This is a genomic window from Corallococcus sp. AB032C (assembly GCF_003668935.1).
Taxonomy (GTDB): domain Bacteria; phylum Myxococcota; class Myxococcia; order Myxococcales; family Myxococcaceae; genus Corallococcus; species Corallococcus exiguus.
In genome coordinates this window covers 184430-204967 of the sequence record NZ_RAWP01000002.1, presented here as the reverse complement: position 1 = coordinate 204967, position 20538 = coordinate 184430, and the positions used below count along the sequence as shown (strand labels likewise).

General features: G+C 71.0%; 12 protein-coding genes. 3 read left to right on the top strand and 9 right to left on the bottom strand.

Features of this window, described 5'->3' with window-relative positions:
- The first annotated feature begins 9 nt into the window (after positions 1-9).
- Positions 10-963, top strand: coding sequence for a DMT family transporter (locus D7X99_RS01700; protein WP_121776151.1), 954 nt, complete (start codon positions 10-12; stop codon positions 961-963).
- A 1-nt stretch (position 964) separates the two neighbouring features.
- On the opposite strand, the gene D7X99_RS01695 is transcribed toward D7X99_RS01700, so the two are convergent.
- The 5 genes from D7X99_RS01695 to D7X99_RS01675 all read right to left on the bottom strand — a co-directional run bounded on the left by D7X99_RS01695 (position 965) and on the right by D7X99_RS01675 (position 10301).
- Positions 965-4726 (bottom strand): VCBS repeat-containing protein, encoded by a 3762-nt coding sequence (locus D7X99_RS01695; RefSeq protein WP_121776150.1) that lies wholly within the window; start codon positions 4724-4726, stop codon positions 965-967.
- A gap of 93 nt (positions 4727-4819) precedes the next feature.
- Positions 4820-6382, bottom strand: coding sequence for a hypothetical protein (locus tag D7X99_RS01690; RefSeq protein WP_233613038.1), 1563 nt, complete (start codon positions 6380-6382; stop codon positions 4820-4822).
- 6 nt (positions 6383-6388) lie between these two features.
- Positions 6389-7807, bottom strand: coding sequence for a DUF1501 domain-containing protein (locus D7X99_RS01685; RefSeq protein WP_121776148.1), 1419 nt, complete (start codon positions 7805-7807; stop codon positions 6389-6391).
- Positions 7808-7824: 17 nt separating this feature from the next.
- A complete protein-coding gene (locus D7X99_RS01680) occupies positions 7825-8496 on the bottom strand; it encodes a hypothetical protein (protein WP_121776147.1) in 672 nt (223 codons plus the stop codon).
- Positions 8496-10301 (bottom strand): DUF1585 domain-containing protein, encoded by a 1806-nt coding sequence (locus D7X99_RS01675; RefSeq protein ID WP_233613037.1) that lies wholly within the window; start codon positions 10299-10301, stop codon positions 8496-8498. The genes D7X99_RS01680 and D7X99_RS01675 overlap by 1 nt, the downstream gene beginning before the upstream one ends.
- A gap of 334 nt (positions 10302-10635) precedes the next feature.
- Here D7X99_RS01675 and D7X99_RS01670 point away from each other — a divergent pair, with 334 nt between their 5' ends.
- Positions 10636-11205, top strand: coding sequence for a DUF420 domain-containing protein (locus D7X99_RS01670; RefSeq protein ID WP_121776145.1), 570 nt, complete (start codon positions 10636-10638; stop codon positions 11203-11205).
- Positions 11206-11214: 9 nt separating this feature from the next.
- Here the strand turns inward: D7X99_RS01670 and D7X99_RS01665 are convergent, their stop codons facing one another.
- Genes D7X99_RS01665 through D7X99_RS01650 form a run of 4 tightly spaced genes read right to left on the bottom strand, consistent with a single transcriptional unit; the run spans position 11215 to position 15677 of the window.
- Positions 11215-12402, bottom strand: coding sequence for a hybrid sensor histidine kinase/response regulator (locus D7X99_RS01665; protein WP_121776144.1), 1188 nt, complete (start codon positions 12400-12402; stop codon positions 11215-11217).
- A complete protein-coding gene (locus D7X99_RS01660; RefSeq protein WP_169819688.1) occupies positions 12399-12836 on the bottom strand; it encodes a response regulator in 438 nt (145 codons plus the stop codon). Before D7X99_RS01660 ends, D7X99_RS01665 begins: the two co-directional genes overlap by 4 nt.
- Positions 12833-15097, bottom strand: coding sequence for an ATP-binding protein (locus D7X99_RS01655; protein WP_121776143.1), 2265 nt, complete (start codon positions 15095-15097; stop codon positions 12833-12835). Before D7X99_RS01655 ends, D7X99_RS01660 begins: the two co-directional genes overlap by 4 nt.
- On the bottom strand, positions 15078-15677 hold the full coding sequence (locus tag D7X99_RS01650) for a biliverdin-producing heme oxygenase (protein ID WP_121776142.1): 600 nt from the start codon (positions 15675-15677) through the stop codon (positions 15078-15080). Before D7X99_RS01650 ends, D7X99_RS01655 begins: the two co-directional genes overlap by 20 nt.
- 286 nt (positions 15678-15963) lie before the next feature.
- Here D7X99_RS01650 and gltB point away from each other — a divergent pair, with 286 nt between their 5' ends.
- Positions 15964-20535, top strand: coding sequence for a glutamate synthase large subunit (gltB, locus tag D7X99_RS01645; RefSeq protein ID WP_121776141.1), 4572 nt, complete (start codon positions 15964-15966; stop codon positions 20533-20535).
- Positions 20536-20538: the final 3 nt, after the last annotated feature.

Genomic DNA, 20538 nt, shown 5'->3' with positions numbered 1-20538 from the left:
GGCGCCGCCATGTCGTCCGTGACCGTCGTGCCCCCGGCCGTGAAGCCCGCGCCGCGGTGGAAGGTGTCCCTCGCCTACGCCACCTGCTTCATCCTCTGGGGCTCCACGTGGGCCGCCGTGAAGGTGGGGCTGGAGGACCTGCCGCCCCTGCGCTTCGTGGGCACGCGCATGCTCGTGGCCGGGGTGGCGCTGTTGCCCTTCGCGCGCTCGCGCGGGACGGCGCTGGGGGGTGGCACCGGTTGGCGCATCGCGGGGCTGGGCGTGCTCCAACTGGCGGTGCCCTTCGGGCTGCTCTTCGTGGCGCAGCAGTGGATTCCCTCCAGTTGGTCCGCGCTCCTCTTCTCCACCTTCCCGGTGTGGCTGCTGATGGTGGGCCGCTTCGTGTTTCCGGACCAACCGCTCACCGGGAGCAAGCTCTTCGCCGCGGCGCTGGGCCTGATGGGCGTGGTGGCGCTCCAGTACAAGGAGCTGGTGTCACTCAGCTTCTCCGGACAGGTGCTGCTGGGCTGCGCGATGACGCTGTTCGCGGCGTCGGTGGTGGCGGTGGCCAACGTGCTGGTGCGCCGGCACATGACGCACGTGCCGCCGCACCTGCTGACGTTGGTGCAGACGTTGAGCAGCGCGGTGCTGCTGCTCTCCGCGTCCGCGATGCTGGAGTGGAACCAGCCGGCGCACTGGACACCGAAGGCAGTGGGCGCGCTGCTGTACCTGGCGCTGGGCGGGACGGTGCTCACCTACCAGTGCCTGTACTGGCTGCTGCCGCGCATCTCGCTGGCGGCGCTGGGCGCCATGGCGCTCCTGGACACGCTGGTGGCGGTGACGCTGGGCGTGGCGCTGCTGGGCGAGCCGCTCACGCCGTCGCTGCTCGCGGGCGGTGCGCTCATCCTCACGGCGGCGGCGCTCGCCAACCGCGACGAGGCTCCGGAGGCGAAGGTGCCTCCGGAAGCCCCACCCGCGGGTTGAATCAGAACGGCAGGGGCAGCGAGTACGCCGTGCCGTTCTGCGTGCCGGTGCGGTAGCTCCTCGGCGCGCCGATGACGACCGACGGCGGCGAGCCTCCGGAGCCTGGGACGACCGCGATGGACTGGCCCAGATAGGAGCGCTCCGCGCCGTCGCCCACCACCAGCAGGAAGGGCGACAGCGGGCCCGTGGACTTCGCGCCACCGGCGAAGAGGAACGCCGCGCCGTCGCCATCCGAGGCCACCGACGCGTTGGGCGCGCCCACCCACAGGTCCGGCACGCCGTCGCCGTTCAGGTCCCTACCGCCCGACAGCGACGTGCCGAAGCTCACCGCGCGGGCGCGGTACGTCACGGGGATGGGCGTCAGCCCGTCGTTGATCGCGCCCACCACGGCCTCGTTCTTGGTCGCGCCATTGGCCGGGCGCTTCGCGTTGATGGCGGCGACGTCGTAGAGCAGCACCGTGGGCTGGTTCACACCCTCGAACAGGTAGTTGTTGGCCGACACCGCGATGAAGTCTCGCGAGTCCCCCAGGAACTTCCCCGCGCGCGTGGTGGCAATGCCCAGGTTCATCAGCGCGATCTTCTTCTCCGGATCCCCCGCGATGCGCACCATGGATGCCACCGTGCGGCCACCACACCTCGTGCCGCCCGCGTCGAAGCCGTAGGCAATCACGATGCCCGAGTGCGCGTTGTCCGAGTAGCGCCACGCCACCTCGTGGCAGCCGTCCCCGTTGAGGTCACCCACCGTGGCGATGGCGGAGGTCGTCGGCATCGTGGTGCTCGCCCAGTCACCGTCGGGCGAGCCAGGCATGAAGGTAGTCGGCCAGGAGTAGGCCGGGTCGCAGGCCAGCGTCATCTTCGCGAGCGACGCATCCTCGGGCGCGCGGCCCAGGAACACGTCCATGCCGCGGTCACGCAGCACGGCCAGGTCCTGCTTGCCATCACCGTTGAAGTCGAAGCCGCCCACCACGCCCCGTCCGATGGTGGTGCGCCTGCAGCGAGTGACCACCGCGGCATCGTCGCAGCCGGTGACCACGGACGGCGCGAACACGCGGTAGGCCTGCTTGAAGGTGCCATCCGCCTGCCCCAGCGACACCAACAGCCCACCCAGCGACTGCGTGGCCGTCGTCATGCAGGCGTTCGCCACGTAGGGGTCCCGCTCCGTCGCGGCGGAGTTCGTCGCCGGGATGACGAGCCCCGTGGCGCCGGCCACCATGTCCGGCCGGCCGTCGCCGTTGAAGTCCGTGAACGCCACGTCCACGCCCACGTTGCGGCCGCCGTGCCACGGAGAGCTGGCGCCCTCCCCTGACACGATGGCCTTCCCCGGCTCCGCGGTGTCGAAGGTGTACGCGCGGCCCACGGTCATGTCCGCGCCGTCGCTGTTGGGGCCCGGACCGGAGAAGCCCGGCGAGCCCACCAGGGCCATCACCTTGTCGTTGAGGCGCGCGACGGCCACGGTCTCACCGAAGCGCTCCACGCTGGCCTTGGCCGTGACATCCATGCCGCTGCGCGACCACTCCGCGATCGTCGCACCCGCCTTGGAGAAGACATCCACGCGACCGGTGAAGGCGCCCGCCGTGGAGGACGCGCGGCCGGAGAAGCCCGCCAGCACCGGACCGGAAGGCAGGTTCCACGCCGCGAGGCCCGCGCCCAGCACCTCCGACTTCGCCGCGCCACCCAACGCCGCGAGCGGCTTGTTCATCACCGTGTCCTTCGACAGGCCGGTGAGCGGGAACACCAGCACCTTGCCCGCGTTGCCCAGCGTGGCCGAGCCCGCCATCACCGATGCGTACGGCGCGCCCAGGAGCAGCTCCGGGCCCGGCGTGCCGTCCACGTCCATCACCGCCCAGCTGCGGGTCGCGGTGATGCTTCGCGCGTCGCCGTAGAAGCGTGCGAACGCGTTCGCCAGCGGCATCGTCGGCGGATTCACCACCGCAGGGTCCGCCGCCAGCATCGCGCCCCGCAGGTCGAACAGGTACGCGCCACCCGCGTCAACCTGCGCCGCCACACCACCTGTCGTCCGCAGGTCCGGCGCGTCCGCCTTGTCCGCCATCACCAGGAGGAACGGGGGCCGGCTGCCCTCGCCGGGGATGGTCCCCAGGCGGAAGGTGCCCTCGTTGGCCATCGTCTCCACGGCGGTGTTGGACACCAGCACGTACAGGTCCGCCGCGGAGCGGTAGCGCGGCGCCGTGTCGCGCGCGAAGTACACCGCCACGGCCATCTGCTGCCCGTTCGCGGTGCCGTCCGCATTGAAGCGGGTCAGCCGGTGCAGCGCCGCCAGGTCCGGGCGGCCGTCGTCGTTGAGGTCCGCCACCACGAGCGCCCGGCCCAGCTCCGTGGTGCTCTTCAGCTCGAACTTGCCGTTCTTGTCGACGTCCTGGCCACCCAGGCGCACCGTCGGCAGGTCCGGGATGGTCTGTCCCTTGTTGAGGATGAAGATGTCGATGACGCCGCGCCGGCTGATGCCGGAGAGGGTGGACAGGTCCGCGCCGGGCGAGCCCACGAACAGGTCCATGTCGCCATCGCCATCCGCGTCCGCGATGGCCATGCCCGTGCCGAACCCGCCGCGGCCCAGGCCGGTGAGCGCGGGCCTCAGCAGCGCGGGCGCCTTCCCCGGCTTGAACGAGTAGAGGTACACCGCGCCCGAGTCACCGATGGTGACGTCCGCGGCCGGCGAGGACACCGCCAGGTCCGCGATGCCGTCGCCGTCCAGGTCACCCGCGGCCAGCATGTCTCCGAAGAGCGCGCCCTCGGTCTCACCCGTCAGCACCCAGGTGGGCTTCGCGGGCAGGCCGGACGCGCTGCCCTTGTAGATGAACACCGCGCCGCCCGTGGGACGCGACAGCTCGCTCTCGCGCTGGCCCACCGCCAGGTCCTGGATGCCGTCGCCGTCGAAGTCCGCGGTCACCAGCGTGGCCACGTCCGACAGCTTGCCGTGCGCCAACAGGGGCCGCGTCAGCTCGTCCAGCACGCGCACCGACACCGGGGCCACGTCGCCAGTGAAGGCGTCCTTCGCCTCCAGCACGACGGTGCCGGTCGCGCCCGCCTCCACCACGACGCGGCCGTTCACCACGGAGCCGGGGCCGGACTTCTTCGTCCACGTCACGCGGTCCGAGCCGCCCGTCGTGCCCAGCGGCGCGGACGAACCCGATGGCACGCCCAGGTACTGGGGGTCACCCACCAGCTTCGCGGCCTTGCTCACGGTGTACTGGAGCGACTCCGTGTCGCCGGACTTCGTGTCGCGCACCGTGATGACGTCCTGCGCCTCCACCTGCCCCGCCGTGTAGAGGCCCGTGTCGGTGAGCGTGGCGCCGGAGCCGTTACCGGTGAGCGTGAAGGTCGCCGTGCCCACCAGACCTTCGGTGGCGATTTGGAAGGACGTGCCCGGCCGCAGCATCGCGCGCGCGGGCGCGACGCCGAACCTGGAGATCACCTTCACCCGCACGCTGGTGGCGCCGCCGCACTGCTCATCCACCACCGTCAGCGTGGCCTCGCCGGCCGTGCCACCCGCGACGAAGCGGTTGCCGCGCATGTCGCCGGAGGTGCCGCCTGCCTCCGCGCGGAAGGAGTAATGGCCGCTGCCACCGCCGGCCGTCAGCGTGGCCACGTCGCCGGAGCGCACCGTCGTGGGTTCCGCCGACAGCGACAGCGGGGCAAGGCCCTCGCAGGGGCCCACGTAGGGGAGCTGCTCGGCGGGCTTGAGCTCACCGTCACAGGCCAGGGTCAGCAGCACCGCGAGGGGGGTCGCGCGGAGGAGACGTTTCATGAGGGTGCCTCGGAAGGGGGCGCCCGTCCTCCCCCGGGACGAAAGGAAGACGGGCGCATGTACTGACGCGGAAGCAGTCTTGAAGCAGCGACTTCAGGGCAGCGCGCCGGAAGACACCCAACGCTGGATGAGGGCGATGCCCTGCGGATCCAACGGCCCATCCGCGGGCATGCGCAGGTCACGCACCGCCGCGTTGATGAGCTGGGCGTTGGACTTCCACAACTCGTAGGTGTTCAGCGGCCGGCCGGGGCTGGTGATGTGGCACTTGGCGCAGCGGGCCTCGTGCACGGGCCGGATGTCGCGCGCCCAGCTGGGGACCGTGGTGAGCGGCTGGTAGAGGAAGGGCATCTGCCGGCGCGCCTCCGAGCCGTCCTCGAAGCGGGACACGACGTTCAGAGTGTGGCCGCCCGGCGCCAGGGAGGAGAAGGAGAACGCCTTGAGCGTCTCGCCGTCCGCCTCCAGGCCGCCCATGCTGAACGCGGGCCCGGTGGCTTCGACCTCCTGGCTCTCCAGCTGGAAGTGGACGCTCTTCGGCGCGGTGCCCGGCGGCAGGCGGGCCTGGACCACCAGCCCGTCCTCCACCACCAGCATGCCCTGGTGCATGCCCGTCACGCGCGGCGCCGGCGTCTGGCTGATGGACAGGGCCTGCTCGCCCACGCGCACCCACGCGCAGCCGCTCTCGTCCGCGGCCAGCAGCACCACGGACCCGGACGGCAGCCCCTCCGCGGAGCCCCAGACCTTCGCGTCCGCGTCGTAGGTGAAGAGCCGGTCCCCGGCGCGGGCCCAGAGGTAGCGCCCCGCGCTCAAGAGCTGCTCGGGCAGCGCCGGCAGCGACACCGTGCTCCAGCCGTCCATGTTCCGGCGCAGCAGGCGGGTGCTGGTGAGCACCCAGACCTCACCCGGCGCGCCCGTGCCCGCGCTCAGCCCCGCGAGCGCGCGCACCGTCTCACCGCCCGCGAGCGGCGCGTCCGTGCCGCGCACCTGGTAGACGCCCGGCGCGGACGCCACCACCACGTTCAGCTTGCCCTCGCGCGCGAACCACAGGCCCGCGAGGCCGTCCTCCGCGGGCGCGGCCGTCATGGTGGTGATGCCGGTGAGCGGCTGCCCGGACAGCTTCAACGACGCGAGCACGCCGCCCTGGATCTGGAACAGGCCCTTGGGGTGGGCAATCCAGGCCGCGCCGTCCGCGGTCTGCGCGGTGGCGACGATGCCGGTGCCCAGCACCTCCTGCCACAGCGGTTCGATGAGCCAGCCCTGGTCCGCGAGGAACAGGCCGCGGTCGGTCTCCACCAGGGCGCTGTGCGGCCCCAGGCGGAAGGTGGCGCGCACGGAGCCTGGCGCCGCCGTGTTCTTCGGATGGGCGGCGAGCGCGGCCTTGGTGCCATCCAGCCGCAGGCGCACGGCCTCACCCGTCGCGGTGGCGAAGATTCCGCCGCCGGACTGGTCCGCGAAGCCGGGCACCGCGGACAGGGACTGCGCCGTGGTGACCTGGTGGGCCGTGAAGACCGCGGGCTTCGCCGGGTCGCTGCCCGGGGGTGCGTCCTCGCCGCACGCGGTGGACAGCACCGCGGACATCAGCAGGAGCGAGGTGGGGAGGAAGCGCGCCACGGTGGGGGAACCGTGGCGCGGACGGGGACGCATGAGGGGAGTGCTCATCAAGACTCAGGCAAGGATGAACCGCAGCGGGTCCACCCGCGTGATGCTGTAGTCCAGCTTCGCCGAGGCCAGCACCGTCGCGATGATGTGCTCGGGGAAGATGTTGGAGCCGTTCGGATCATTGGCGCCCGTGCGCAGGTCCACCAGACCCGGCGACATGCCGATGTCACCGCTGCGGCCCACCACCAGGTTGTGCTTGATGCCCGCGCCCATCATCAGGCAGCTGTTGGACAGGTGGTGGTCGCGGCCGCCCGTGGCGTTGATGGTGGGCGTGCGAGCGAACTCGCTGAACACCAGGATGGTGGTGTGGTCCATGAAGTTGCCGCCGCCCGGGTGCTGGGTGGCGCGCAGGTCCGTCACCAGCAGGTTCAGCGCGTTGAAGCCCGCGCGCTGGTTGGTCGCGTGCGTCTGCTGCGTGCCGAAGTGGGTGTCCAGGCCGCCCGCCAGGTTGATGGACACGCACTGGCTGATGCCCTTCTTCAGGGCGGTGGCCACCATGGCCGCGCGGCCCGCGGCGCTGTTGTACGGGTAGGCCTGACCGTTGAGCCCGTAGAAGTCGCGCACGGACTGGTTGGCCGCCAGCTGGAAGCGGAACGAGTCCGACAGCTTGTTCTCCATCACGGTCTGCATCTGACCGCGGCTGCTCTCATAGGCCGTGCCCACGCCCCGCGCGGTGAGCGCCTGCTCCTCGCAGGTGATGGGCATGCCGTTGAGGTCGATGAGGCTCTTCTCGATTTCGCTGTCCAGCTGGCGCGCCGCCACGGGCGGATCCAGCGTGAGCACCAGGTCCGCCAGGCCGCTCACGCGCAGCGCGTTGGCGTAGCCGCCGTAGCGGTCGTTGTAGGACTCCACGCCCTGGGCGATGGACGGGATGGGCACCGTGGGCTTCATCTGGCCCACGATCTCCGTGGCGGTGGAGGAGCCGCGCGCCGCGCTGCCGATGGGCATCTTCCCGGTGAGGAAGTAGCGGTAGCCCACCTCGTGGGTGAGCGTGCTCATGTTGATGCCGCGCACCACCGTCATCAGGTCGTAGTGGTCCGACAGGTTGGGCACGCGCGGGTCGCCGATGGCCGGCCCGAACGCGATGTTCGACGGGGCCGCCCCCGCCCGGTCCTTGGGGATGACGGGGATCTGCGCGTAGGCCGCGTCGGTGAGCAGGCTGTAGCCCGGCATGATGCGCGTGTCGCTGACCTTGTCAGCGGTGAACACCGCCGGGTCACGCGGGTCGAACGCGAGCAGCTGGTCCCACCCTCCGCTGAAATACACGAACACGAAGCAGCGGTCGGGCGGCGCCATGTTCGTCGCCTGGGCCACGGCCTTGAAGGGGATGCCTCCCAGGAGGAGGGAGCCCATGAAGCCGGCTCCGGCCTTGAGGAAGTCGCGGCGCTCGGGGGAGCTGAGGTCGTCTTGGCGTGTCTTCTTCATCGCAGGCACCGTCAAGGTCAGTAGGTGATGAAGCGCGAGTCCGTCAGCATGGCGATGCAGACCACCGCCAGCGCCTGGTCGCGCTTCTTGAGGGTTTCGGCCCGAGCGGAGGCCTTGCGGAAGAACGTCGCGTAGCGCGTGAGCTCGTCACCGGCGAGGGGCGCGCCCCAGAACCGGGTGGAGAGGTACACGAGCGTTTCGTTCACCTGCGCGTCCGTGAGCTTCGTCAGGTCGCTCATGGGCGTGGGCAGCGTGCGGCCCAGGGTGCGCAGGCTCAGGTCCGCCTGAGCGATGTCCTTCTGCGCCTGGGCGATGCAGACCTTGCGCGCGCCGTCGTCCAGGAAGCGGGCGAAGACGAGGTTGGGCTCCGTGTTCTCGGAGGTGATGAGCGCGTAGTCGGCGCGGCCCAGCGACTGGGCGCGTGCCTCCAGCTCATCCCACTCCATGCCCACGGCGATGCGGATGGACTCCTTGAGCTGCGCGACGGTGAGGCGGCGGGGCGCGCGGCCCACGCTGCCACCCTGGGCCTCCGGGTCCGGCAGCGGGTCGATTTGATCCGTGTTCCCGTGCGGGTTGGGCACCGGATCCAGCTGGGCATCCAGCGGGACGGGCTTGGCGGGGACGTCCACGGAGCCCTGGGTGCAGCCCGTGGCGAGCGCGAGCAGCGCGGTCAGCAGAAGGCGGCGCATCAGTCGATCCTCCGGTACGCGTCGGACATCACCACCTGCTCGATGAGGCCCTTGAGGCTGTGGTTGTTCTTGGCGAAGTCCTGCGACAGCGTCTGGAGGTACATGCGCTGCTCCTCGACCGTCATGGCGCGGCCCAGGAACTCGTTCCAGACGCGCTTGACGGTGCAGCGCTCCAGGTCGCCCGTCTCCATCATCCGCTTCACCAGCGTCTGCGGACCGCCCTCGATGTTCTTCTCCTCGTCCGCGCTGCGGTAGAGGTAGGTCTTCAGGAGGCCCAGCGAGTTGGCGCCGTCGCCGTCGAAGGCCTGCATCACGTACTGGCTGCACTCGCCGCCGCAGTTGGTGTCACCGTTGATGGCGCAGTCGCGGCACTTCACGTCCAGCTTGGGGAACTGCTCCGGGGACAGGAACAGCGCGGAGCGCTCCGCGTAGCGGCCCCAGTGCGCGCCCGTGGGCTCGATGGTGGCGTGGCAGTAGTTGCAGCCGCAGCGCGTGGCCAGGTTGTTACTCCGGTTGCAGATGTCGTCCGGGGACGGCAGGTTCGCGTCCGCGGCCGGGGCGAAGTGCTTGCAGAGGAACGCCTCGTAGAACTCGTTCACGCGGGCGCGCTGCGTGGGGAAGCGGTAGAGGAACGCGGGCGTGGTGAGCACGCCGGAGTGGGTGTTCTCGCGGACGTACTCGCTCCACTGGGTGGCGTTCGCGTACGTCACGGCGGGCAGCGTGGCCACATCCGCGGGGGACTTGATGCTGAAGACGCCCGCGCCCTGTCGCTGCCGGTAGAACTCCGACAGCGGGCCGTTCACGAAGGAGCGGCGGGTGGTGAGGATGTTGAAGTAGGGCTCGTCGTTCCGCACCACGGCGTCCGTGATGTAGAGCGGCTCCTCGTTGAAGGCGGCGACGCGCGCGGTGTGCACGTCGGTGATTTCGCAGCGGCGCATCTTGTCGCCGCAGCCGCAGCTGCGGTCGCTGTTGAAGCGCGACGTTTCACAGGACGCACCCGTGTAGGGGTTCGTCGCGCGGTCCTGCGCCTCCACGGCACACACCTTCACGGTCTCCGTGGTAGTGGACCAGTAGGGCTGCACCGTGGTGGTGACGTAGCCGTCGCGCTGCACGCACCCTGTTTGCGCCTTCCAGACGCCCTTCTGGTTCGTGGAGATGTCGAACCCGCAGCGTTCCAGCCTCATGCTGGTCGTCGGGGTGGTGGGATGCTCCCAGGCGGTGATGACGCCCGTGGCCGGAAACGGCACCAGGATGTTGGTGGTGTTCTTGTTCGGGTCCGGCAGGCAGAGGTAGCCCACGGACTTGCTCGCGGAGGCCAGGTAGCGGTTGTCGCAGAAGTTCACGTACTTGCCGTACGTCGCGTCGGCCTTCAGCGCGTTGCAGTCCGCGAACTTCAGCTCGGGCGACGTGGAGGCCACGTCCAGTTGGCGGCACTGGTAGAAGTTCGTGTCGTAGTCGTAGCTGACCGGCAGCGGGATGCCCTGCTCGTCCCGACAGGCGGGGGCCGTGGAGTTGCTCTGGTGGGGGTCCTGCGGGTTCGCCTTGCAGCTGTCCTGCGCAATCTCCCCATCACAGCGCTGGCTCTGGCCGCCGCGCAGGGTGTTGGAGTTGTTGCCCGCGAAGCTCAGCGGCGTGCCGGACACGCGGTAGTCGCCGTTGCCCTGCACGCTCGAGTTGATGTTCGAGCGCAGCAGTGCGCGGTGGTAGTTGCGCATCCGCGCGTAGAAGGACTCATCCTTCATCATCGCGCGGACGTCTTCCGCCGTGACGGAGCCCTTGGCCTGGAAGGTTTTGTACTCCTCCATGGTCGGAGGACGTCCCAGCAAATCGAGAGAAAGCTGACGGAGATGCCGCTCCAAGGGGACTTTCGCCACGGGCGCGCACACCGCTTCTTCAGCGGCTGCGGGCAGGGCGAGCAGGAGGGCGGCGCTCGCCAGGGGGGCAAGGCAACGCACGCTGAACACGGGGAACCTCCGAGAGGGGGGGTCGGGGGTGACGCAGTGGCCCCAAGTATGAAGGATTTTCCGGTTTGAGATCTAGTTGACCTTACCGATTCCATTCAACCGACATGTAGGTATTAGCGGGATTCCGCTTGGAGCCCCTGTTGCAAGCCGTCCGGACGCGGGCCACAAGGGGGACATGTCCAACGCTGCTTCCGGGCTCACCCCGTCGTCCTCGTCCACCCACGACCGCTCCTTCTTCATCGCGATCGGCGTGGTGTCCGCTGGCGCGCTGGCGCTGCTGGCGTGGCTGCTGCTCATCCGGCGCGGAGGCGCGGGCATGGGCGTGGACCTGCGCTTCATGCCGGCGGTGAACGCGGGGCTCAACGCGACGGCGGCGGCGCTGCTGCTGGGCGGCTGGGTGGCCATCAAGCGCGGCGCGCGGAAGGTGCACCAGAATCTGATGGTGAGCGCGTTCGCCGCGTCCGCGCTGTTCCTGGTGGGCTACCTCGCCTACCACTTCGTGCACGGCGACACGCGTTACGTGGGCGACTTCCGCGGGCTGTACCTGACGCTGCTGGCCAGCCACGTCATCCTGTCCATGCCGGTGCTGCCCATGGCGCTGGTGGCCTTCTACTTCTCCTGGCGGCAGCAGTTCGCCCGGCACCGCAAGGTGACGCGGTGGCTGGCGCCCATCTGGCTCTACGTGTCGGTGACGGGCGTGGTGGTGTTCTTCATGCTGCGCGGCGGCGTGCCCGCCGTCTCCTGAAGCGCCGCGCTACTGCGCGGTGTGCTCGGACGTGGACCGCGCGGGCCCCGCGCTGACCGTGATGCCCCGGGGCAGGCGCACGGTGAAGGTGGAGCCCTGCCCCTCCACGCTGCGCACGGCGAGCGTGCCGCCGTGCAACTCCACCATGCGGCGCGCGCTGGCCAGGCCCACGCCGCTGCCGGACACGTCCTGGGACACGTTGCGGCCGCGGTGGAAGCGCTCGAAGACGAAGGGCAGGTCCGCCGCCGGAATGCCGATGCCCTGGTCCGTCACGGCGAGCAGCACGAACTGCTGCGTCTCCCCCTCCTCCACCGTCAGGTGAACGGTGACGGTGGAGCCCGCTGCGCTGTACTTCACCGCGTTGCCCATCAGGTTCTCCAGCACGCGCTCCAGGGCGTGCGCGTCCCACTCGCCGGTGAAGTCGCGCCCGTCCGGCACCTCCAGGACGAAGTGGCGTGACGCGTTGGCCTCCAGCTCGCGCACCTTGCCGCGCACCATGACCAGCAGGTCCATGGGCTCGCGCTTGAGCGGGCGCTCCTGGCCGCGCGTCACCTCCAGGAAGTGGTCGATGAGCTCGCCCATGCGGTGCGCCGCGCGCACGATGTGGCCCAGGCGTGTCTCCAGGGCGGGCGTCATCGCGGCGGCGGGGATCTGCCGGCGCAGCACCTGGGCGTTGAGCGTCATGATTTGGAGCGGGCCCTTGAGGTCGTGCGTCGCCAGCGAGAAGAGCTCGTCGCGCACGGCCAGTGCCTCGCGGGCGGCGGCCTCGGCGCGCTCGGCCCGCAGGCGGCGATCCTCCAGCTCGCGCGTCATGCGCATCGTGTCCACCGCGGCGCGCAGGCTGCGGCGCAGGCGCTCCGGGCTGAAGGCCTCCTTCACGAGGTAGTCCTGGGCGCCGGCCTTCATGGCGTCCACCGCGACGCGCTCGTTGCCGCTGCCGGTGAGCACCACCACGGCGGGCACCCTGGGCAGCGCCAGCTCCGCGAGCTTCTGGAGCATGCTGACGCCGTTCATGCCAGGCAGGTGGTAGTCGAGCAGCATCGCGTCCACCGCGTTGCCGGACAGGTACGCCAGCGCGTCCTCCGCGGAGGACACCGGCACCACCTCCCATTGCATGTCCGGGTCACGCGCCAGCGCGCGGCTGACCGCGAGGCGGTCCGCCATGCCGTCGTCCACCAGCAGCACGCGCAGGCTCATGCTTCCGGCTCCTGGGGCTCGGGCAGACGCGCGGCCTTGAACCAGAAGGCATGGAGTGCTTCGGCGGTGGCCTGCAACTGGGGACCGACTTCGGGCTTGAACAGGTAGCTGTTGGCACCGTCCGCGTAGGCGCCGTCCACATCCTCCGCGGCCACGGACGAGGAGAAGATGATGACGGGGATGGAGCGCAGGTCGGGGTCCGCCTTCAGCGTGGCCAGCACCTCGCGCCCGCCGATGCCCGGCATGTGCAGGTCCAGCAGGATGAGCACCGGGCGCTCCGCGTCCGCGTGGACACCGCGCCGGTAGAGGTAGTCCAGGGCGTTCTCGCCGTCGCGCACGCGCACCACCGGCACGGGCAGCGGCAGACGCTTCGCGATGCGCATCAGCGCCTCCGCGTCCGGATCACTGTCCTCCACCAGCAGGAGCGGCTTCATGATCGCGGTGCCTCGCCCAGTGTGAAGAAGAACGTCGAGCCCCTTCCCAGCGCGGAGTCCACCCAGAGCATGCCGCCGTGCAGCGACACCAGCCGGCGCGCGATGGCCAGCCCCGCCCCCGTGCCGCCGCCGTAGGCCTGCGCGGGGTGCAGGCGGCGGAACAGCTCGAAGATGGCTTCATGGAATTGCGGCGCGATGCCGATGCCGGGGTCCTTCACGTAGAAAAGGTAGGGCACGGTGACATGCCGCGCCGCCTCCGGGCGCGTTTCTCCTGGCCCCAGGAAGCCCACCTCCACCCAGCGCGGCTCGGCTGTCTGGTACTTGGCCGCGTTGCTGATGAGGTTGGCCCACACCTGACGGATGCGGACGGCGTCACACGCCACCGTGGGCAGGCGGCGGGGCAAGCGGACCTCCACCCTGCCCTCCTCCAGCCGCGCGCCCAGCGTCCTCAGCACGTCCTCCACCAGGGCCTGCTGATCCGTCTCCTCCCACGACAGCTCCAGCCGGCCCAGGCGGCTGTACTCGAAGAGGTTGTCGAGCAGTTCGTGCGTGCGCTTCGCCAGCCACGCCAGGGACTCCAGCTGCCCGAGTCCGTCCGCGCCCAGCGTGGGGCCGAAGTCCTCCTGGAGGAAGGAGCTGTACTGGAGGATGCCGCGCAGGGGCTCCTTGAGGTCGTGCGCCACGGTGCCGCCGAACGCGTCCAACTCCGCGTTGGAGCGGGCCAGCTCCCGCGACAGCCGGGCCAGCTCCTCCGCATGCCGCAGCACCACGCCCACCAGCGCGCCCTTGAGCGCGCGCGCCGCCTCCAGGTCCTGCGCGGACCACGGGGTGCAGGCGCCCTTCATCTCCTCACGCCACACGTCGAAGGACGTGCGGGGCCGCAGCCGCGCATGGCCCGGCTCCGGACGCACGGGCTTGTTCGGATTGCCGGCCCACGACACGGTGCGCGCCACCTCCGGGCGGAACCACAGCGCGAAGTGCGGCACGGAGGGGTCCAGGCGCACCGCCAGCAGGCCCGCGGCCACGTCCGCGCGCGAGGCCAGCGGCGGGTACACGTCCCCCAGCCGGTCCACGTAGAAGGCTTCATCCGGCAGCTCACGCTCCGAAAGCCACGCCACCAGGGCGCGCACCTCCTCCGCGGACGGCGTGGTGCCGAGCAGCAGGGGCGACGCCTCCGGACCCGCGCTCGCGCCCAGCACCAGCGCCACGCCGTGGGAGCCCGTGAGCTCCATCAGCAGCGAGGCCTGCGCCTCCAGCGCCTTCGCGGGGCTGCGCTCGCCCAGGTTCGGAAGGACGAGCGCGTTGAGCAGCGACGCACGGCGCGCCTGGGCAGCGGACTCCAGGCTCCGCTCCTCCGCGGAGAGCTGGAGCGACAGCAGCCGCGCCAGCACCTCGCACGCCTGCCTCCGAGCGGCGGACACCGTGCGGGGCGCCAGGTGATGGCAGGCCATGAGCCCCCAGAGCTGTCCGTCCTTCAGGAGCGACACGCTGAAGGACGCGCCCACGCCCATGTTGCGCAGGTACTCCAGGTGGATTTCCGACACGCTGCGGAGCGCGGAGCCGGACAGGTCCAACGGGCGCTGGGTGCCGGGCAGCACCGGCGGCACCAGGGGCACGGCCTTCGCGTCCACGTCCGCGATGAGGCGCATGGGGTTGCGCGTGTAGAGGGCGCGCGCCTGCGCGGGGATGTCGCTCGCGGGGTAGTGCAGGCCCATGAAGGAGTCCACGCCCTCGCGCACGCTCTCCGCCACGACCTCGCCGTGGAAGTCCGCGTGGAAGCGGTAGACCATCACCCGGTCGTAGCCGATGAGCTCCCTCACCGCGTCCGCGGCTTCTTGAAGCAGCGCGACCGTGCCCTTCGCGCGCGCCAGCGGCGACACCAGCCGCTGCACCGCGCCCAGCGCCGTCTCCTCCGCGCCCACGTCCTCGTCCGCCAGCGGCTCCAGCTCCAGCACGCGCAGGCCGTCGCTGTCGTGCAGGAGCGCGGAGCAGCGCTGTCCCGACACCTCCACGGTGACAGGCCCCGGCCCCGCCTCCACGCGCGCGAGCAGCCCGTGCGGCAGCACGTTGGCGAGGGGCTTGCCCAGGAGCGCGTCCGGCCCGGCGCCGAGCAGCGCGTGGGCGTTCGCGCTCACGACCGCGACGTCCTTCGTGTCCTGGTGGAAGGCGACGAGCACACCCCGGGGCTGGATGCCGCCCAGCAGGTGGATGGGCTCGCGGTCACAGACGCTGAGGTCGGCATCAGAGACGGACAGAGACATCGTGCTCTCGCATCAACCAGGCGGCGAAGGTGTCGAAGGTATCGCGGGCGCCATGCACGACGGCCGCGTCGAAGGCCTCGGAGGCCGCCCGTTCGGACGCCCGGGTGAGGGCTTCACCGAACGCGCGCCACATGGGGCCCACCTGGTCGCCATAGGCCCGGAAGAAGGCGAAGTTCCCCACGCGCGCGTCCGCCCCGAAGTGGCGCGTCAGGTGGCGCAGGATGAGCTGGCCCCCCAGCGTGGAGCCCTCCAGCACGTACGCGCAGCCCAGCGCCTCCGCCAACCCCGGCAGCGCCGGCAGCGAGGAGGCGCGCGGCAACCGCGCGAGCGAGGCCGTGTCGTGCCCCATGGCGCGCAGGTCCGCTTCCAACAGCGGCGTCTTCCAACGCGCACCCAGGTCCAGCGCCGGCTCCAGGACCGCCAGGGGCCCGGCGAGCAGCGCCTCCAGGGGCAGGTAGAGACCGTAGAAGGCCTCCAGCTGGCGCTGGTAGCCCGCGGGCGTCAGGTGCGCGTCCATCAGACGCACCACGCCCTCCGTGCGCTCATGGTGGGGGCGCGTCTCCGTCTTCAGCCGCTGCATCAGTTCCAAGGTGGCCGGAGGATGGGAAGCGGCGCGGCAGGGGGGAAAGAACCAATTGCGCTGAATGTTGGCCGTTCATCGCAGGCGAATGTCGTCCGCCCAGCCCTGCATGCGGCGCGGGTCGCACGGAGCGTGAGTGCCCACGGGGTGCCTGTCTCCCCGGCACCACTCCACGCGGTGACTCGACCCCCTGAGTCACCCTGTCTTTACGGGCTGCGACACGACGCGTTAGCCTGGAGGCTCCACAGCTTGGCTTCCCGCGTCATGCGGGAAAGGGGTTCCGACGATGCCGTTCACCCTCCCTCCGCGCTACGGGCTGTATGAGCCGGAGACCGAGCACGACGCCTGCGGCGTGGGATTCGTGGCCCACATCCGGGGACAGCGCTCGCGGGGCATCGTGGAGGACGCGCTGGAGCTGCTCAACCGGTTGAGCCACCGCGCCGCGGCAGGGCGCGACCCGGAGACGGGCGACGGCGCCGGCATCCTGGTGCAGTTGCCGCATCGCTTCTTCAACCATGAAGCGCCGCGGCTGGGTTTCGAGTTGCCGCCGCGCCGCCAGTACGGCGTGGCGCAGGTGTTCCTGCCGCCAGAGCCGGAGGCGCGCCGCGCGTGCGAGGCGCTGTTCGAGGACGTGGTGGAGGAGGAGGGGCAGCGGCTGCTCGGCTGGCGCGACGTGCCGGTGGCGCCGGAGGAGCTGGGGCCGCTCGCGCGAGAGGCCGCGCCGTTCATCCGGCAGCTGTTCATCGCCCGGCGCCGCGTGGTGCCCAGCGCCTTCGAGCGCAAGCTCTACCGCATCCGCAAGCTGGTGGAGAACCGCGTGCAGGCGCGCGGCGTGGATCCGCAGGGGCGCTTCCACGTGGCCAGCTGTTCGTCGGAGACACTCATCTACAAGGGGCTGCTATTGCCCCGGCAGCTGCCGCGCTTCTACGCGGACCTGCGGCACCCGGAGTTCGTCAGCGCGCTGGCGCTGGTGCACTCGCGCTTCTCCACCAACACCTTCCCCACGTGGGAGCTGGCGCAGCCGTTCCGCTTCATCGCGCACAACGGTGAAATCAATACCCTGCGTGGCAACCGCAACTGGATGACGGCGCGGCGCGGGCTGCTCCAGACGGCGAAGCTGGGCGGGAGCCTGGAGCCGCTGTGGCCCATCATCGTCCCGGGCAAGAGCGACTCCGCGCAGTTCGACAACATGGTGGAGCTGCTCTACCTGGGCGGCCGCACCCTGCCCCACGCGATGATGATGATGATCCCGGAGGCGTGGGAGGGTCACAAGGAGATGGGCGACGAGCGCCGCGCCTTCTACGAGTACTCCGCGTCCCTGCTGGAGCCGTGGGACGGCCCCGCGGCCATCGCGTTCACGGATGGACAGCTCATTGGCGCGACGTTGGACCGCAACGGCCTGCGCCCCGCGCGCTACCTGGTGACGGAGGACGACCGCATCATCCTGGCGTCGGAGACGGGCGTCATCGACGTGCCCCCGTCGCAGGTGCGCCGCAAGGGCCGGCTGACGCCGGGCCGCATGCTGCTGGTGGACACCACGGAGGGGCGCATCCTGGAGGACGAAGAGGTGAAGCATGAAATCACCTCGCGCTGGCCCTACCGCCGCTGGCTCCAGCGCAACGTCTTCACCTTCGAGGACCTGCCCGCCGTCCCCGCCCCCGCGCGTCTGAAGGGCGAGACGCTGTGGCGGACGCAGCGCGCGTTCGGCTACACGGATGAAGACGTGCGCACCACGCTGGTCCCCATGGCGGAGACGGGCAAGGAGCCCACGGGCTCCATGGGCACGGACACACCGCTGGCGGTGCTGAGCGACCAGGCCCCCACCCTCTTCAACTACTTCCACCAGCTCTTCGCGCAGGTGACCAACCCGCCCATCGACCCGCTGCGCGAGGCGCTGGTGATGACGCTGGCCACCGCGCTGGGCCCGGAGGGCAACACCTTCGAGGAGACGCCGGAGCAGTGCCACCGGCTGTCGCTGCCCGGCCCCATCCTCACCAACGGGCAGCTGGCGCGACTGGCGAACCTGCGCGGAGACACCGGCCTCTTCGAGCCGCGTCCACTGAGCCTCCTGTATCCGCACGCGGGCGGCGCGGCGACAGCGCTGGAGGTCGCGGTGGAGCGGCTGTGCTCGGCGGCGGTGGACGCGGTGGACGCGGGCGCGAGCATCCTCGTGTTGAGCGACCGGGGCGTGGACTCGGCGCACGCGGCCATCCCCGCGCTGCTGGCCGTGTCCGCGGTGCACCAGCGCCTGGTGCGCGACGGCACGCGCATGTACACGGGCATCGTGCTGGAGACGGCGGAGGCGCGCGAGGTGCACCACTTCGCGTGCCTGTTCGCCTACGGCGTGTCCGCGGTGAACCCGTACCTGGCGCTGGACACGCTGCGCGCGCTGGCGGACGCGGGGGAGCTCAAGGCGGACGCGGACAAGGCGCAGGCGCAGTACCTCCACGGCCTGGAGGAGGGCCTGCTCAAGGTGATGTCCAAGATGGGCATCTCCACGCTCCAGTCCTACCGCGGCTCGCAGCTCTTCGAGGCAGTGGGCCTGCAGCGAAGCCTCATCGAGAAGCACTTCACCGGCACGTCGTCGCGCGTGGAGGGCGTGGGCCTGCCGGAGCTGGGCCGCGAGGTGGCGGAGCGGCACGCGCGCGGCTTCGGCGCCGGCGCGGACGGCGAGGAGGACCTGCTGCCAGTGGGCGGGCAGTTCCGCTGGCGCCGGCAGGGTGAGCGCCACAAGTGGAACCCCGCCACCGTGGCGAAGCTCCAGGCGGCGGTGCGCGCGAACGACGCGACGCAGTTCCAGGAGTACTCGAAGCTGGCGGACGACGAGACGCGCGAGCACAGCAACCTGCGCGGCCTGCTGGACGTGGTGACGGACGGCTGTACGCCGGTGCCGCTGGAGGAGGTGGAGCCCGCGCTGGAGCTGGCGCGGCGGTTCGTCACCGGCGCCATGTCCTTCGGCTCCATCAGCGCGGAGGCGCACGAGACGCTGGCCATCGCGATGAACCGGCTGGGCGGCAAGTCCAACAGCGGCGAGGGCGGCGAGGAGTCTCGCCGCTACACCCAGGACCCCAACGGCGACTCGCGCCGCAGCGCCATCAAGCAGGTGGCCAGCGCGCGCTTCGGCGTCACCGCCGAGTACCTGGTCAACGCGGACGAGCTCCAAATCAAGATGGCCCAGGGCGCCAAGCCCGGCGAGGGCGGCCAGCTTCCGGGCCACAAGGTGGACGAGCGGATTGCGCGCGTGCGCTGGAGCACGCCGGGCGTGACGCTGATTTCGCCGCCGCCGCACCACGACATCTACTCCATCGAGGACCTGGCGCAGCTCATCTACGACCTCCAGTCCGTGAACGCGAAGGCGCGCGTGAGCGTGAAGCTGGTGAGCGAGGTGGGCGTGGGCACCATCGCCGCGGGCGTGGCCAAGGCGGGCGCGGGCTGCGTAGTGGTGGCGGGCTACGAGGGCGGCACGGGCGCCTCTCCCCTCTCCAGCCTCCAGCACGCGGGCCTGCCGTGGGAGCTGGGGCTGGCGGAGACGCAGCAGGTGCTGGTGCACAACGGCCTGCGCTCGCGCATCCGCGTGCAGGTGGACGGCGGCCTGCGCACCGCGCGCGACGTGCTGGTGGCGGCGCTGCTGGGCGCGGAGGAGTTCGGCCTGGCCACCGCGAGCCTCGTGTCCGTGGGCTGCATCATGCTGCGCAAGTGCCACCTCAACACCTGCTCGGCGGGCATCGCCACGCAGGACCCGGCGCTGCGCGAGCGCTACCAGGGCACGCCGGAGAACGTCGTGAGCTTCTTCCTGCTGCTGGCGGAGGACCTGCGCCTGCACATGGCGAAGCTGGGCGTGCGCAAGCTGGAGGAGCTGGTGGGCCGGGTGGACCTGCTGCGCCAGCGCGCGGCGGTGGACCACTGGAAGGCGCGCAAGGTGGACTTGTCCGCGCTGCTCACCGCGCCGTCCGCGCCGGCCACCGAGCCGCGCCACTGCCAGACGCCGCACCGCAAGGACGTGGCGGACCACCTGGACCACGAGCTGCTGACGAAGGCTCAGTCCGTGCTCGCGGGCGGGCCGCCGTTGATGCTGACGCTGCCGGTGGCGAACACGCACCGCGCGGTGGGCGCCATGCTGTCCGGCGAGATTGCCCGCCGTCACGGCGCGCAGGGGCTGCCGGACGGGAAGCTGCGGGTGAAGCTGAAGGGCTCCGCGGGCCAGAGCTTCGGCGCGTTCCTCGCGTCGGGAGTGACGCTGGAGCTGGAGGGCGACACCAACGACTACCTGGGCAAGGGGCTGTCCGGCGGACGCATCATCGTCTACCCGCCGGAGGGCAGCCGCTTCACGCCCGAGGAGAACGTGCTCGTCGGCAACACGGTCCTCTACGGCGCCACGGCCGGCGAGGTGTACCTGCGAGGGCTCGCGGGTGAGCGCTTCGCGGTGCGCAACAGCGGCGCGCAGGCGGTGGTGGAGGGCGTGGGCGACCACGGCTGCGAGTACATGACGGGCGGCGTGGTGGTGGTGCTGGGCCAGACGGGCCGCAACTTCGCGGCCGGCATGAGCGGCGGCACCGCGTACGTGCTGGACCGCGAGCGCACCTTCCGCGAGCGCTGCAACCTGGAGATGGTGGAGCTGGAGTCGCTGGTGGACGAGTCCGAAATCTGGCTCGTGCACGGGATGATTGAGCGCCACCTGCACCACACCGGCAGCGCGCTCGCGCGGCGGGTGCTCGACAACTGGGAGCTGATGGTGCCGCAGTTCATGAAGGTGATGCCGTCCGACTACAAGCGCGTGCTCCAGGCGCGAAGGGCGGCGCGCAGGCCGCCACCGGCCGCGGGCGTGCAGCAGCTCCACGTCGTTGGCGGGGGGGCCTGAGCC